Annotated in this window: 15 protein-coding genes; 10 read left to right on the top strand and 5 right to left on the bottom strand. The window is 70.5% G+C overall.

Annotation, left to right across the window (positions count from 1 at the left end; all coding sequences use genetic code 11):
* Positions 1 to 11 precede the first annotated feature (11 nt).
* From HAV39_RS07220 to HAV39_RS07210, 3 genes are all read left to right on the top strand, one after another.
* On the top strand, positions 12 to 1,274 hold the full coding sequence (locus tag HAV39_RS07220) for an acetyl-CoA C-acetyltransferase (RefSeq protein WP_191838433.1): 1,263 nt from the start codon (positions 12 to 14) through the stop codon (positions 1,272 to 1,274).
* 129 nt (positions 1,275 to 1,403) lie between these two features.
* A complete protein-coding gene (locus HAV39_RS07215) occupies positions 1,404 to 1,928 on the top strand; it encodes a SigE family RNA polymerase sigma factor (RefSeq protein WP_191838718.1) in 525 nt (174 codons plus the stop codon).
* Positions 1,925 to 2,752, top strand: a complete 828-nt coding sequence (locus HAV39_RS07210) for a hypothetical protein (RefSeq protein WP_191838432.1) — start codon at positions 1,925 to 1,927, stop codon at positions 2,750 to 2,752. Before HAV39_RS07215 ends, HAV39_RS07210 begins: the two co-directional genes overlap by 4 nt.
* 7 nt (positions 2,753 to 2,759) lie before the next feature.
* Here the strand turns inward: HAV39_RS07210 and HAV39_RS07205 are convergent, their stop codons facing one another.
* Together HAV39_RS07205 and HAV39_RS07200 are read right to left on the bottom strand one after the other, a co-directional pair.
* Positions 2,760 to 3,182 carry a PIN domain nuclease gene (locus HAV39_RS07205; RefSeq protein ID WP_191838431.1) on the bottom strand — a complete coding sequence of 141 codons (423 nt, stop codon included), beginning with the start codon at positions 3,180 to 3,182 and terminating at the stop codon, positions 2,760 to 2,762.
* On the bottom strand, positions 3,179 to 3,394 hold the full coding sequence (locus HAV39_RS07200) for a type II toxin-antitoxin system VapB family antitoxin (protein WP_191838430.1): 216 nt from the start codon (positions 3,392 to 3,394) through the stop codon (positions 3,179 to 3,181). Before HAV39_RS07200 ends, HAV39_RS07205 begins: the two co-directional genes overlap by 4 nt.
* Positions 3,395 to 3,488: 94 nt before the next feature.
* On the opposite strand from HAV39_RS07200, the gene purB reads away from it, so the two are divergent.
* From purB to purL, 5 genes are all read left to right on the top strand, one after another.
* Positions 3,489 to 4,931 (top strand): adenylosuccinate lyase, encoded by a 1,443-nt coding sequence (gene purB / locus HAV39_RS07195; RefSeq protein WP_191838429.1) that lies wholly within the window; start codon positions 3,489 to 3,491, stop codon positions 4,929 to 4,931.
* A 146-nt stretch (positions 4,932 to 5,077) separates the two neighbouring features.
* A complete protein-coding gene (locus HAV39_RS07190) occupies positions 5,078 to 5,680 on the top strand; it encodes a TMEM165/GDT1 family protein (protein WP_191838428.1) in 603 nt (200 codons plus the stop codon).
* A 119-nt stretch (positions 5,681 to 5,799) separates the two neighbouring features.
* A complete protein-coding gene (gene purS, locus HAV39_RS07185) occupies positions 5,800 to 6,042 on the top strand; it encodes a phosphoribosylformylglycinamidine synthase subunit PurS (protein WP_120317757.1) in 243 nt (80 codons plus the stop codon).
* Entirely contained in the window at positions 6,039 to 6,725 is a 687-nt protein-coding gene (gene purQ / locus HAV39_RS07180) for a phosphoribosylformylglycinamidine synthase subunit PurQ (protein WP_191838427.1), read from the top strand. Before purS ends, purQ begins: the two co-directional genes overlap by 4 nt.
* Positions 6,722 to 9,187 (top strand): phosphoribosylformylglycinamidine synthase subunit PurL, encoded by a 2,466-nt coding sequence (gene purL / locus HAV39_RS07175; RefSeq protein WP_191838426.1) that lies wholly within the window; start codon positions 6,722 to 6,724, stop codon positions 9,185 to 9,187. The genes purQ and purL overlap by 4 nt, the downstream gene beginning before the upstream one ends.
* A 149-nt stretch (positions 9,188 to 9,336) precedes the next feature.
* On the opposite strand, the gene HAV39_RS07170 is transcribed toward purL, so the two are convergent.
* From HAV39_RS07170 to soxR, 3 genes are all read right to left on the bottom strand, one after another.
* A complete protein-coding gene (locus HAV39_RS07170; protein WP_191838425.1) occupies positions 9,337 to 9,993 on the bottom strand; it encodes a transglycosylase domain-containing protein in 657 nt (218 codons plus the stop codon).
* A gap of 114 nt (positions 9,994 to 10,107) precedes the next feature.
* Positions 10,108 to 10,761 (bottom strand): transglycosylase domain-containing protein, encoded by a 654-nt coding sequence (locus tag HAV39_RS07165; RefSeq protein ID WP_191838424.1) that lies wholly within the window; start codon positions 10,759 to 10,761, stop codon positions 10,108 to 10,110.
* Positions 10,762 to 10,806: 45 nt separating this feature from the next.
* On the bottom strand, positions 10,807 to 11,244 hold the full coding sequence (gene soxR, locus HAV39_RS07160; protein WP_191838423.1) for a redox-sensitive transcriptional activator SoxR: 438 nt from the start codon (positions 11,242 to 11,244) through the stop codon (positions 10,807 to 10,809).
* Positions 11,245 to 11,294: 50 nt separating this feature from the next.
* Between soxR and HAV39_RS07155 the strand changes: the two genes are divergently transcribed.
* Positions 11,295 to 11,972, top strand: a complete 678-nt coding sequence (locus tag HAV39_RS07155) for a transketolase (RefSeq protein ID WP_373311702.1) — start codon at positions 11,295 to 11,297, stop codon at positions 11,970 to 11,972.
* Between the two features lie 2 nt (positions 11,973 to 11,974).
* Entirely contained in the window at positions 11,975 to 12,850 is an 876-nt protein-coding gene (locus HAV39_RS07150; protein WP_191838422.1) for a transketolase family protein, read from the top strand.
* Positions 12,851 to 13,047: the final 197 nt, after the last annotated feature.

Here is a 13,047-nt window from a genome sequence, read left to right as displayed (position 1 = left end):
AGGAGGCTGTTGTGACTGCCGAAGTGCGCAAAGTCGCCGTCATCGGCGGCAACCGCATCCCGTTCGCCCGCTCCAACAGCCGCTACGCGCGCGCCTCCAACCAGGACATGCTCACCGCCGCGCTGGACGGCCTCATCGCCCGGCACGGCCTCGCCGGGCAGCGCCTCGGTGAGGTGGCCGCGGGTGCGGTGCTCAAGCACTCCCGCGACTTCAACCTCACCCGCGAAGCCGTGCTCGGCACCGGCCTCGACCCGGCCACCCCCGCCGTCGACCTGCAGCAGGCCTGCGGCACCGGTCTCCAGGCGATCACCTACCTCGCCAACAAGATCGCGCTCGGGCAGCTGGACTCCGGCATCGGCGGCGGCGTCGACACCACCTCCGACGCCCCCCTCGCCCTGAACGAGCAGTTCCGCCGCATCCTGCTGCGCCTCAACAACGCGAAGACCACCGGCGAACGGATCAAGGCGGCGATGGCGCTGCGCCCGCTGCAGCCGTTCAAGCCCGAGCTGCCCCGCAACGCCGAACCGCGCACCGGCCTGTCCATGGGCGAGCACGCCGCGATCACCGCCGAGCGCTGGGGCGTCACCCGCGCCGACCAGGACGAACTCGCGCTGGACTCGCATCGCAAGCTTGCCGCCGCGTACGACGCGGGCTTCTTCGACGACCTGCTCACGCCGTACCTCGGCCTCACCCGGGACCAGAACCTGCGCCCGGACACCTCGCTGGACAAGCTCGGCGCGCTCAAGCCCGTCTACGGCCTGCGCGGCAAGAACCCGACCATGACCGCGGGCAACTCCACCCCGCTGACCGACGGGGCCGCCGTCGTGCTGCTCGGCACCGACGAGTGGGCCGCCGAGCGCAAGCTGCCGGTGCTGGCCCACTTCGTCACCGCGCAGACCGCGGCCGTCGACTTCGTGCACGGCGACCCGGAGCCCGAGGGCCTGCTCATGGCCCCCGTGTACGCGGTGCCCCAGCTGCTTTCCCGCCTGGACCTGAAGCTGCAGGACTTCGACTTCTACGAGATCCACGAGGCGTTCGCCTCGCAGGTGCTGGCCACCCTGGCCGCCTGGGAGTCCAACGGCCTGGGCACGATCGACCGCGCCCGCCTCAACGTCAACGGCTCGTCGCTGGCCGCGGGCCACCCCTTCGCCGCCACCGGCGGCCGCATCGTCGCCACCGCCGCGAAACTCCTCGCCCAGAAGGGCAAGGGCCGCGCCCTCGTCTCCATCTGCGCCGCCGGCGGCCAGGGCGTCGTCGCCGTCCTCGAACGCTGATCCGCCGGCTTCGCGCGCTTTCCGGGAACCGTACTCTCCGCAGCGTCCGGGGCCGCGGTTCCCGGAAAGTGAAAGCGCGTCGTCGTGGCGTGCAACCCCGCTCGCAGCGGCGCCGGTCGTAGCTGGGTGATGACGATTCCAGTTCGACGCGGGCGTGCATCCGACGGGGAGTTCCGCGAGTTCGTCGCCGCGCGTATGGAGCGATGGCGGGCGACCGCGTTCCTGCTCTGCCGTGACTGGCACACCGCGGACGATGTGGTCGCCGAGACCGTCGCGCGCCTCTACCGACATTGGCGGCGGGTGACCGGCGCCGCCAATCCCGACGCCTACGCGGCACGCGTGCTCACGAACGCGTGGCGGGACGAGAGCAAACGGTCGTGGCGACGCCGTGAGCAGTCCGACGAAGCGATGCCGGTTATTGCGACGGTCGGCGATCCGGACGTGGTCGAGCGCGAGGCGTTGTGGCAGCTGCTCGAATCGCTGGGCGAGCGTCAGCGCGCGGTGCTCGTGCTCCGGTTCTATCTGGACGTGTCCGTGGAGGAGACCGCGGAGCTGCTGGGGATCAGCCAGGGAACGGTCAAGAGCCAGGCCGCACGCGGGCTGGCGACGCTGCGGACCGCGGCCCTCGCGAGACGGTTGGAGGGTGCCATATGAGCAAGATCATTTTGGATCAGCTGGTCGCATCGGCCCCGCCGACCGCGATCGACGTCGAGGCCATCATGCGCCGGGAGCGGCGGCGTCGGGGCAGGCACGTCCTCGGCACCACCGGGCTCGCGGTACTGGTCAGCCTGGCGGTGGGTGCGGCGGTCCTCGTCCCGAACGCCTGGCGTCCGCAGGGCGGGGCCTCGCCGGTGGCGGCGTCTCCGACCAGCCATGCATCCCCATCGGGAACGCAGTCGGTGTTCCTGGGCGCCGAGCCGACAGAGCCACGGGATGCCGCCGTGGTCCGGCTGACGGAGGCGATGCGAGAGGCCGTGCGAGCACAGGCACCAGAGATGCGGATGTCCCCTCATTTCGGGACCACCAGGGCGCCCTTCGCCGCGGAGCTCATCGTCGAGCCGAAGTTCGCCGGCACGAAATTCGAAATCCCTGGGTACTACATCGCTGGCGCTGCGGACATCGAGGTCGGTCGAGTGACCGGCAGTGTCCGGATGAGCGTGGGCAGAAGGCTGCCGAGCGACCGGCTCGAATGTCCCACAGATCCACCCGCTCACTATGAATGCGTGACATGGACCGCGCCGACCGGTGAGCAGGTCTCGGAAATCGCCTATGTGGGCACGAGCGACCGCGAGGGCAAGGGTTTGGGGTGGCAGCATTACTCCGTGGCGGTTTATCGCCCGGACGGTCAGAGCGTCTCCATCACGGTGCAGCGCGGAGGCAAGGGGTTCACGATGAGCAAACCGCTGCCCGAACCACCGCTGAACCGGCGGCAGTTGGTCGCGATCGTGATGAACCCGGCGCTGACGCTGTATCCCTGAGTCGCGCCTAGCGGATGGTGCCGGGCGGAGCGAGCCACTGGGCGGGTTGCCCGGTGGCTCGCTTGATCACGTCGAAATCCCCGTCGTAGTGCAGCACGGTCAGCCCGCTCAGCTCAGCGGCCGCCGCCACCAGCAGATCGATCGGCCCCGCACTGCGGTGCTGACCCTTCTGCGTCAGCAGGTCCTGCACTTGCGTCGCCCGGTGGTAGACGTCATCAGGCATCGGCACCCAGGGGTAGGCATCGTTCAGGAGTGCAACGATCTTCTTCCGGTCGACCAGCGACCTTGCGGCAAAGAGAAGTTCAAGTTCCGTGATCGGGCAGACGCCGACCAGTCCTTGTTCGATCTGCTGATCCCAACCGAGGGTCGCCGAACCGGGTCGAAGCAGCCGCACCAGGGCACTGGTATCGATCAGGTAGTCGACGGTCATGGCTTCGGACGATAGTTGCTCTTGTCCAAGAGCTCGTCGAAGTATCCGGCCTCTCCCAGTTGCCGTAACTCGTCCAGAGCGCGGGCGCGGCGTAGCCTGGCGGCCGACTCCCGCAGGGCCGTGTTGACGGTGTCCTTCTTGGTCTTGGTGCCGAAGACCTCGGCCGCGTCGGCGAGCAGCTCCTCGTCGACGTCGATCAGCATCTTCGCCATCGGCTCCCCCTCGCATCGCGTATATACGATTCGACTTCCGAGTATATACGTGGGCGTACAGCCTCGCCAGGGTCGTCGATCGGTGCGTGCGAGAATGAGGCACGTGACAAAGCGCCCGCACGTTCCGAATGTCCTGGCCACCCGGTATGCCTCCGCCGAACTGGTGACGCTGTGGTCACCCGAGGAGAAGGTCCGCGCCGAGCGGCGGCTCTGGCTCGCCGTGCTCCGCGCCCAGCGCGATCTGGGCATCGCGCTTCCGGACGGCGTCATCGAGGCGTACGAGCGGGTGCTGGACACCGTCGACCTGGACTCGATCGCCGAGCGCGAGCGGGTGACCCGGCACGACGTGAAGGCGCGCATCGAGGAGTTCAGCGCGCTGGCCGGGCACGAGCAGATCCACAAGGGCATGACCTCGCGCGACCTCACCGAGAACGTCGAGCAGCTGCAGATCCGCGACTCGCTGCTGCTGATCCGGGACCGGATCGTCGCCGCGCTGACCAGGATGGCCGCCCGCGCCGCCGAGTACGACAACCTGATCATGGCTGGGCGCTCGCACAACGTCCCGGCGCAGGCCACCACCCTGGGCAAGCGGTTCGCGAGCGCAGCGCAGGAGATGCTCATCGCGTACGAGCGCCTCGACGAGCTGATCGCCCGCTACCCCCTGCGCGGCATCAAGGGCCCGGTCGGCACCTCGGCCGACCAGCTCGACCTGTTCGACGGCGACGCCGCGAAGGTCGCCGAGCTGGAGCGCCGCGTCGCCGGGCACCTCGGCTTCGCCCGCGTGCTGGACAGCGTCGGCCAGGTGTACCCGCGCTCGCTGGACTTCGACGTGCTCACCGCGCTGGCCCAGGCGGCGTCCGCGCCGTCGAGCCTGGCCACCACGATCCGGCTGATGGTGGGCCAGGAGCTGGCCACCGAGGGCTTCAAGCCGGGCCAGGTCGGCTCGTCGGCGATGCCGCACAAGATGAACACGCGCTCCAGCGAGCGGGTCAACGGCCTGGCCGTGATCGTCCGCGGCTACGCGAGCATGGCCGGTGAGCTGGCCGGCGACCAGTGGAACGAGGGCGACGTCTCCTGCTCGGTGGTGCGCCGGGTGGCCCTGCCGGATGCGTTCTTCGCCCTGGACGGCCTGTTCCAGACCTTCCTGACCGTGCTCGACGAGTTCGGCGCATACCCGGCCGTCATCAACCGTGAGCTGGACCGCTACCTGCCCTTCCTGGCCACCACGAAGGTGCTGGTCGGCGCGGTGAAGAAGGGCGTCGGCCGGGAGACCGCGCACGAGGCGATCAAGGAGCACGCGGTCGGCGTCGCGCTGGCGATGCGTGAGCGGGGCCAGGCGGAGAACGACCTGTTCGACCGCCTCGCCGCCGACACCCGCCTGGGCCTGTCCCGCGCCGAGATCGACGCCCTGGTCGCCGACCGCACCGCCTTCGTCGGCGCCGCCTCCGCCCAGGTCGCCGCGATCGTCGCCCAGGTGGAGAAGATCGCCGCCCAACACCCCTCCGCCGCCGCCTACACCCCCGCCGCCATCCTCTGACCCGGGCAAAGGAAGGGCACCTTCTTAACGCTCCGCGTTGTAGAAGGTGCCCTTCCTAACGCCGTCGGCGCGTATCCGCAGCTCACGCCCGGCGCGGTGTAGTCGAGTTCGCGTGCGGCGGCCCCGCGCGCTGCGAGGATCGGCAGGTGGAGTTCCTCACCGCGCTGCTGGTGGCGTACGTCGCGATCGTCCCGGTCGAGCTGCCGGACAAGACGTTCGTCGCGACGCTGGTGCTGAGCACCCGCTACCGCCCGCTGCCCACCTGGCTCGGGGTCGTCGCGGCGTTCGGGGTGCAGTGTGCGATCGCGGTGGCATTCGGCACGCTGCTGACCAAGCTCCCGACGCGGCCGGTGCAGCTGGTGGCCGCGCTGCTGTTCGCGACGGGGGCGTTCGTGCTGGCTCGTGGTGCGCGGAGGGCCGACGCGCAGGAGAAGGAGCAGGAGGCCGAGTTCGAGGCCAAGGCCGTCGAGCCGAAGCGGGGCTGGCGGGCGGCGGTCGCCAGTTTCGCGGTGCTGTTCACCGCGGAATGGGGCGATCTGTCGCAACTGCTGCTGGCGGGTCTGGTCGCCAGCGGACGCCCGATGTTGCCGACGTTTCTGGGCGGCTGGCTCGGTCTGGCGACGGTTTCCGGACTCGCGGTGCTTCTCGGTCGATGGTTGTTGAAACGGGTGAGGCTGGCAGTCATCCGTTACGTCGGCGCCGGGGTGTGCGCGGTCCTCGCGGTCGTGACCTTGCTCTCAGCTCTGTGAAAGCAGTCAACTCGTGGGACTTTTGCCGATCCCCAGAATAAGGGGCGACTTGGTCGACCGGTAATCTGGTGCTGCCCGTGGCGGACAGGCAGACATAGAAAAAAGTCAGGAGTTTCCCCGTGGCTCGCGTCGTGGTTGACGTCATGCTTAAGCCCGAGATCCTCGACCCGCAGGGGCAGGCCGTCGCGAACGCGCTGCCCCGCCTGGGCGTCAATGACGTCGCCTCAGTGCGTATCGGTCGTCGTGTGGAGATCGATTTCGCCGGAGATGCCGACCTGGAGAGGGCCCGCGAGATCGCGGACAAGCTCCTCGCCAACCCGGTCATCGAGGACTACGAGATCCGGGTAGTCGAAGCAGCATGAGCAAGATCGGTGTGGTGACCTTCCCCGGTTCGCTGGACGACGGGGACGCGGCCCGTGCCGCACGTATCTCCGGAGCCGAGGTCGTACGGCTCTGGCACGCCGACCCGGACCTGCACGGCGTCGACGCCGTGGTGCTCCCGGGCGGCTTCTCCTACGGTGACTACCTGCGCTGCGGCGCGATCGCCCGGTTCGCGCCGGTGATGGAGACGATCGCCGACGCCGCGCGCGGGGGCATGCCGGTCATGGGCATCTGCAACGGCTTCCAGATCCTCTGCGAGGCCCACCTGCTGCCCGGTGCGCTGACCCGCAACCAGCACCTGCACTTCCGCAACCGCGACCAGTGGCTGCGGATGGAGAACTCCTCGACGGCCTGGACGAACCACTTCACCGCGGGCCAGGAGATCCTGATCCCGGTGAAGAACGGCGAGGGCTGCTACGTCGCCGACGAGCGCACCCTGGACGAGCTCGAGGCCAACGGCCAGATCGTCGCGCGCTACGTCCGCGGCAACCCGAACGGATCGACCCGCGACATCGCGGCGATCCGCAACGAGGCCGGCAACGTGCTGGGCATCATGCCCCACCCGGAGCACGCGGTCGAGGCGCTGACCGGCCCGTCGCTGGACGGCCTCGGATTCTTCTCGTCGGTGCTGAAGCACCTGGCCGACGCTAAGGCGGCAGCATGAACGACATCTCCATCGACTCGGTGAAGAACGCCGAGGCGACGCCGGACGAGCTGCAGCCCTACCTGGAGCTGGGCCTCAAGGACGACGAGTACCAGCGGATCAAGCAGATCCTGGGCCGCCGGCCGACCCAGTCCGAGCTGGCCATGTACTCGATCATGTGGAGCGAGCACTGCTCGTACAAGTCGAGCAAGGTGCACCTGCGCCAGTTCGGCGAGAAGGCCCCGCCGTCCGACCGGATGCTGGCCGGCATGGGCGAGAACGCCGGTGTGATCCAGATCAACGAGAAGATCGCGGTCACCTTCAAGGTCGAGTCGCACAACCACCCGTCGTTCGTCGAGCCCTACCAGGGCGCGGCGACCGGCGTCGGCGGCATCGTGCGCGACATCCTCGCCATGGGCGCCCGCCCGATCCTGGTGATGGACTCGCTGCGCTTCGGCGCGGCCGACCACCCGGACACCCAGCGGGTGCTGCCGGGGGTCGTCGCGGGCGTCGGCGGCTACGGCAACTGCCTGGGCCTGCCCAACGTCGGCGGCGAGGTCTTCTTCGACGAGTGCTACCAGGGCAACCCGCTGGTCAACGCGCTCAGCCTGGGCGTGCTGCCGGTCGACGGCCTGCAGCGCAAGGAGGCCGACGGCCCCGGCAACATCGTGGTGCTGATGGGCGCGAAGACCGGCCGCGACGGCATCGGCGGTGTGTCGGTGCTGGCCAGCGCGACCTTCGACGACGAGTCGCAGCAGCGCCGGCCGAGCGTGCAGGTGGGCGACCCGTTCACCGAGAAGCTGCTCATCGAGTCGTGCCTGGAGCTGTACGCGTCGAAGCTGATCGTCGGTGTGCAGGACCTCGGCGGCGCGGGCCTGACCTGCGCGCTCACCGAGACCGCCGCCTCGGCGGGCACCGGCATGGACATCCAGCTGGAGAAGGTCCACCTGCGTGAGGCCTCGATGGAGCCGCACGAGATCCTGGCCAGCGAGTCGCAGGAGCGCATGCTCTTCATCGTGGAGCCGGGCAAGCTGGACGCGGTGCTCGGCATCGCCCAGCTGTGGGGCGTCATCGCCGCCCCGATCGGCGTCGTGACCGACACCGGCCGGGTCCGGATCACCTTCCACGGCGAGACCGTGGTCGACGTGCCCCCGGGCAGCCTCGCCGACGACGGCCCGGTGTACGCCCGGCCGCTGCGCGAGCCCGCGGACCTGATCCTGCTGCAGGCCGACCGCGCGGAGACGCTGCCCCGCCCGCACCACGACTTCCAGCTCAAGGACACGATGCTCAAGCTGGCCGCGTCGCCGAACCTGTGCGACCGCAGCTGGGTGACCGAGCAGTACGACCGCTACGTGCTGGGCAACACCGTGCTGGCGCAGCCGGAGGACTCGGGCGTCGTCCGCCTCGACGAGGAGACCGGCCTCGGCGTCGCGCTGTCGCTGGACTGCAACTCCCGCTTCGCCCGCCTCGACCCGTACGAGGGCGCGAAGCTGGCCCTGGCCGAGGCGTACCGTAACGTGGCCGTCACCGGCGCCGAGCCGGTCGCCGTGACCGACTGCCTCAACTTCGGCTCGCCGGAGGACCCGGCGGTCATGTGGCAGTTCGCCGAGGCCGTGCGCGGCATCGCCGACGGCTGCCAGGAGCTGGGCATCCCGGTGACCGGCGGCAACGTCAGCTTCTACAACCAGACCGGCGCGGTGGCGATCCACCCGACCCCGGTCGTGGGCGTGCTCGGCGTGCTGGAGAACACGGCGCAGCGCATCCCGATGGGTTTCAGCCACACCGGCGACGTGCTCGTGCTGCTCGGCGAGACCAGCCTGGAGCTGTCCGGCTCCGAGTGGGCCTGGGTCGCGCACCAGCACCTCGGCGGCCGCCCGCCGAAGGTCGACTTCGCCCGGGAGCAGGCCATCGCCGGCTTCATGCAGCGGGCCGCCGAGATCGGCCTGGTCCGCTCGGCGCACGACCTGTCCGACGGCGGTCTGGCGCAGGCGCTGGTCGAGTCGGTGCTGCGCAAGGGCCTGGGCGCGACCGTGACCCTGCCCGTGGACATCGAGCCGTTCGTGTCGCTGTTCAGCGAGTCGGCCGGCCGAGTGCTGATCAGCGTTCCGGTGGGCCACCGCCAGGCGTTCGAGTCGCTGCTGGCCGAGCACGAGCTGCCGGCGACGATCCTGGGCCAGGTCGACGACGAGGGCGCGGACCTGACGGTCATCGGCCACGGCGAGGCGGGCCGGTTCACGGTGTCGCAGGCCGAGCTGCGGGACGCCTTCACCGGCACGCTGCCGCGGATGTTCGGCGCGGGCGAGCCCGGTGCGGCCGCCGCCGCGCCGGCGGTGGAGACGCTGGCGATCATCGAGACCGTCGAGGTCACCGAGACCGTCGCGGTCGAGTCCCCGGCGGCGCTGCTCGCCGAGGGCGATCCGTTCGCCGGGCCGGGCGAGGTCGCACCGGTGGACGAGGGCGAGACGCGGGGCGACGGCAGCTGACCTGCCACCCGTAAAGCTGTTCCCTTCGGGTGCCATTCCCGCTGCGAAAGCGGCCGGAATGGCACCCGAACCCGTATCTGGCGGTATCCGGTCCACCCCGGAAGCGCAGGTCGGCCGCCACACCGCGCGGTGCGGCGGCCGCCCCGGCGTCAGCCGCGGTTGCTGGTGGGGAAGGCGAGCCCGGCCCGCTCGGCCGCGTCCAGCCAGCCGCGCTCGACCATCGTGTCGAGCACCCGGTTCCAGGCGGCCCGCACGTCGCCGGGGGCCGTGTCGAGGTGCGCCGCGAGCAGCGCCGCCTCGGCGACGGTGAGGTCGCGCGGATGCTTCTCGAAGTACAGCATCGAAGCCTGTCCGAGCCCGATCGCGCCCTCGCCGTAGTGGGCGGTGTTGAGGTAGAAGTCGAGCAGCTGGGCCTTCGTGTACCAGCCCTCCAGCTTGTGTGCGCCGACGCGTACCCGCCAGCTGTCCAGGTCGTCCCAGGACACGCCCATCGCGACCACCGCGTACCGCTTGGTGATCTCCGAGGACGGCCAGATGAGCTCGTTCGACTGCCGGTAGAAGTCCGGGTCGACGGCCGCCACGATGGTGTCGGCGACACCCGGGCGCAGGTTCTCCGCTCGCACCTGCGCCATGCCCGACTTGTCGCGCGGGATGGGCACGGTGGTGTAGTAGTACTCGGCCAGGCCGAAGGCGACGCCCGCGAGTAGCCCGAGCGCGACCGCGGTCCCCGCCAGCCGGCGCAGGAGGCGCCGGCGTGGCGGGGGCATGGCGGCCGCAGCGGACTTCGGGAGTTCGACAAGGGTCATTCCGTCACGGTAGGCGCATCGATGATCGTCCGCAGCCCGCGACTACCGGACAATCGCGCGATCAGGCCGGGGACTGCGCCGATGCCGTGACGGCGACCCGTGCAGGGCGGTGGGTTACCGGATGGTGGGATAGGACAGTAGGGCCTGCTCCTCCGAGGTCAGCCAGCCGCGCTCCACCATCGTGCGCAGCACCTGCTCCCAGCCCGACTGCGGGTTGGCGGGGGCATCCGGGGCGACCTGGGCGGCGAGCACGGCGGCCTCGGCCACGGTCAGCCGAGTCGCGGGCTTGCCGAAGTATGCCTGTGCCGCCGCTTCGATGCCGATCGCGCTGCGGCCGAAGTCGGCGGTGTTGAGATAGAAGCCCAGGACCTGCTGGTGGGTGTACTTGTCGTCCAGCCTGTCCGCCATGATGCCGACCCACATGCTGGAGGCGTCGCCGCCCTGCGCCGCGTACACGATGTAGCGGCGGGTGATCAGCGAAGCCGACCAGGGCCGGAACGGGTCCTCGTAGAAGGCGGGGTCGACGGCGGCGACGAACGTGTTGAGCACCGGCAGCGGCAGCTCGGTGACGTCCGCGACCGCGTGGCGCACTCGGAACTCGGGTGGTTCCGGGATGCTGTCGTAGTACATGTTCGCGGCGATCCCGGCCCCGGCCAAGGTCAGGACCAGCACACCGGCCACGATGCCGAGCACGCGCCGGCGGCGGCCCGGGCGGGCGGGCGGCGAAGGTGGCGAGGGCTGCTCGACATCGACGTCAGCGAGAGTCATGCGGCCACTTTAGGCGGACCGTTGCCGCCATGCCGCCCCTGCCCGTCAGCCCAGCAGCTTGCGCGGGCCGGAGCCCTGCGCGGCCAGTTCGTCACCGGGGTTGTAGAGCCTGCAGGACTGCAGGGACAGGCAGCCGCAGCCGATGCAATCGTCGAGGGTGTCGCGCAGGCGCTGCATCAGGGCGATGCGGTCGTCGAGTTCGGACCGCCAGCGGGCGGACAGCCGGGTCCAGTCGGCCTTGGTGGGCGTACGCCCCTCGGGCAGCTCCGTCAGCGCGTCCCTGATCCGCTCCAGGGACACCCCGACCTGCTGCGCGATCCGGATGAACGAGACGCGGCGCAGCTCGCTGCGCTCGTACCGGCGCCGGTTGCCGCTGGTGCGCGTCGAGTGGATCAGCCCGCGTTCCTCGTAGAAGCGCAGCGCCGACGGCGCGACCCCGCTGCGGGCCGCCAGTTCGCCGATGGTGAGCGTCACCGGTTTCACGCGTCCCCCGTACTTGAGTTCAAGTGCACTTTAACTTGCAGGCTACTCCCATGACGGTGATGGATGTCGAGCCGCTGCTCCGGCGGCTGACCGGGGACGAGAAGCATGCGCCGAGCGCGTACTCGACCCTGGACGTGCTCTGGGTGCTCTACGACCGGGTGCTGCGGGTGGACCCGCGCCGGCTCGACGACCCCGACCGGGACCGCTTCCTGCTCTCCAAGGGGCACGGCCCGGCGGCCTACTACGCGGTGCTGGCGGCGAAGGGTTTCCTCCCGCCCGATTGGCTGGACGACCTCGGCGGTGCGGCCAGCCCGCTCGGCCACCACCCGGACCGGCTGCGGGTGCCGGGCGTGGAGATCAGCTCGGGCTCGCTCGGGCACGGGCTGGGCCTGGCCGTGGGCACCGCACTCGGCCTGCGGGCCCAAGGGCGCCTGGAGCCCCGGGTGTACGTGCTGCTCGGCGACGCGGAACTGGACGAGGGCAGCAACCACGAGGCGATCGCGTACGCGGGTGCGACCGGGCTGGACACGGTCACCGCGGTGGTGATCGACAACCGGAGCGCGTCGCACGGCTGGCCGGGCGGGATCGCCTCCCGGTTCGCGGTGCACGGGTGGACCGCGGTGACCGTCGACGGGCGCGACCACGACGCCGTCGAGGCCGGGTTGAGGCAGGCGGCCGAAGGCGCGCCGCACGTGGTCGTCGCGGTGGTCGAGACGAAGGGGATCTGATCATGAGGCAGGCGTTCATCGACACGGCGACCGCGCTGATCGACGCGGACCCGCGCACCACGCTGGTGCTGGCCGACATCTCGGCGGCGGCGTTCGAACCGGCGGCGCTCAAGCACCCCGACCGGGTGCTCAACGTCGGCATCCGCGAGCAGCTGATGATCGGTGTGGCGGGCGGGCTCGCGCTGACCGGCCTGCGCCCCATCGCGCACAGCTACGCGACGTTCCTCGTCGACCGGGCGTACGAGCAGATCAAGCTCGACCTGGCCCACCAGGGCGTCGGCGCGATCCTGGTCAGCGTGGGCGCGTCCTACGACGGCTCGTCCGCCGGCTACACCCACATGTCACCGATGGACGTGCAGCTCATCGACACCCTGCCCGGCTGGACCGTGCACGTGCCCGGCCACCCCGGCGAGGTCGCCCCGCTGCTCACCGCGGCCACGGCCCACGACGACCCCGTCTACCTGCGCCTGTCGACCCAGACCAACGACATCGCGTACGCCGACGCGGCCCTCCTGCGCCCCGTGCGCCACGGCTCGAAGGCCCTGGTCGTCGCGGTCGGCCCGATGCTCGCCCCGGTCCTCGCGGCGACCCGCGGGCTGGACGTGACGGTGGCCTACACCCACACCCCGCGCCCGTTCGACACCACCGGCCTGCGCGAACTCGCCACCTCGGGCAACGTCGCCGTGATCGAGCCCTACCTGGCCGGCACCTCGGCCCACGTGATCTCCGAGGCCCTCGCCGACCGCCCCCACCGCCTCCTCAGCCTCGGCGTAACCCGCCGCGACCTGCACGCCTACGGCACCCCCACCGACCACGCCCACTGGCACGGCCTCGACCCAGTCCACCTCCATGCCTCCCTAACCACCTGGCTGCCCTAACCCCTCGCCTCAGGGCGCACTCCACAAAGCAAGATCGCGACGATCTTGCGTGAACTGTTGGGGATATGCCCGATGAGGGCGTGTCATCCCCACAGTCCGCGCAAGATCGTCGCGATCTTGGGTGGGGCGGGTGTGGTAGGTGGGGTGGGTGGGTGGGGGGTTAGCCGCGGGTGTGGGAGCCGAGCATGTGGACCTGG

The organism is Catellatospora chokoriensis (assembly GCF_011297315.1).
Lineage (GTDB): Bacteria > Actinomycetota > Actinomycetes > Mycobacteriales > Micromonosporaceae > Catellatospora > Catellatospora citrea.
Note: the sequence above shows the minus strand (reverse complement) of the source record. Positions and strands in the feature narration are given on the sequence as shown.

Coding starts and splice junctions, on each gene's coding strand:
- HAV39_RS07205 (WP_191838431.1), bottom strand. CDS start 3,182: ATGACCGTCGACTACCTGATCGATACCAGTGCCCTGGTGCGGCTGCTT.
- HAV39_RS07170 (WP_191838425.1), bottom strand. CDS start 9,993: ATGACCCTTGTCGAACTCCCGAAGTCCGCTGCGGCCGCCATGCCCCCG.
- purB (WP_191838429.1), top strand. CDS start 3,489: ATGAGGCACGTGACAAAGCGCCCGCACGTTCCGAATGTCCTGGCCACC.
- HAV39_RS07200 (WP_191838430.1), bottom strand. CDS start 3,394: ATGGCGAAGATGCTGATCGACGTCGACGAGGAGCTGCTCGCCGACGCG.
- purL (WP_191838426.1), top strand. CDS start 6,722: ATGAACGACATCTCCATCGACTCGGTGAAGAACGCCGAGGCGACGCCG.
- HAV39_RS07215 (WP_191838718.1), top strand. CDS start 1,404: ATGACGATTCCAGTTCGACGCGGGCGTGCATCCGACGGGGAGTTCCGC.
- purQ (WP_191838427.1), top strand. CDS start 6,039: ATGAGCAAGATCGGTGTGGTGACCTTCCCCGGTTCGCTGGACGACGGG.
- HAV39_RS07155 (WP_373311702.1), top strand. CDS start 11,295: ATGACGGTGATGGATGTCGAGCCGCTGCTCCGGCGGCTGACCGGGGAC.
- HAV39_RS07150 (WP_191838422.1), top strand. CDS start 11,975: ATGAGGCAGGCGTTCATCGACACGGCGACCGCGCTGATCGACGCGGAC.
- HAV39_RS07165 (WP_191838424.1), bottom strand. CDS start 10,761: ATGACTCTCGCTGACGTCGATGTCGAGCAGCCCTCGCCACCTTCGCCG.
- HAV39_RS07210 (WP_191838432.1), top strand. CDS start 1,925: ATGAGCAAGATCATTTTGGATCAGCTGGTCGCATCGGCCCCGCCGACC.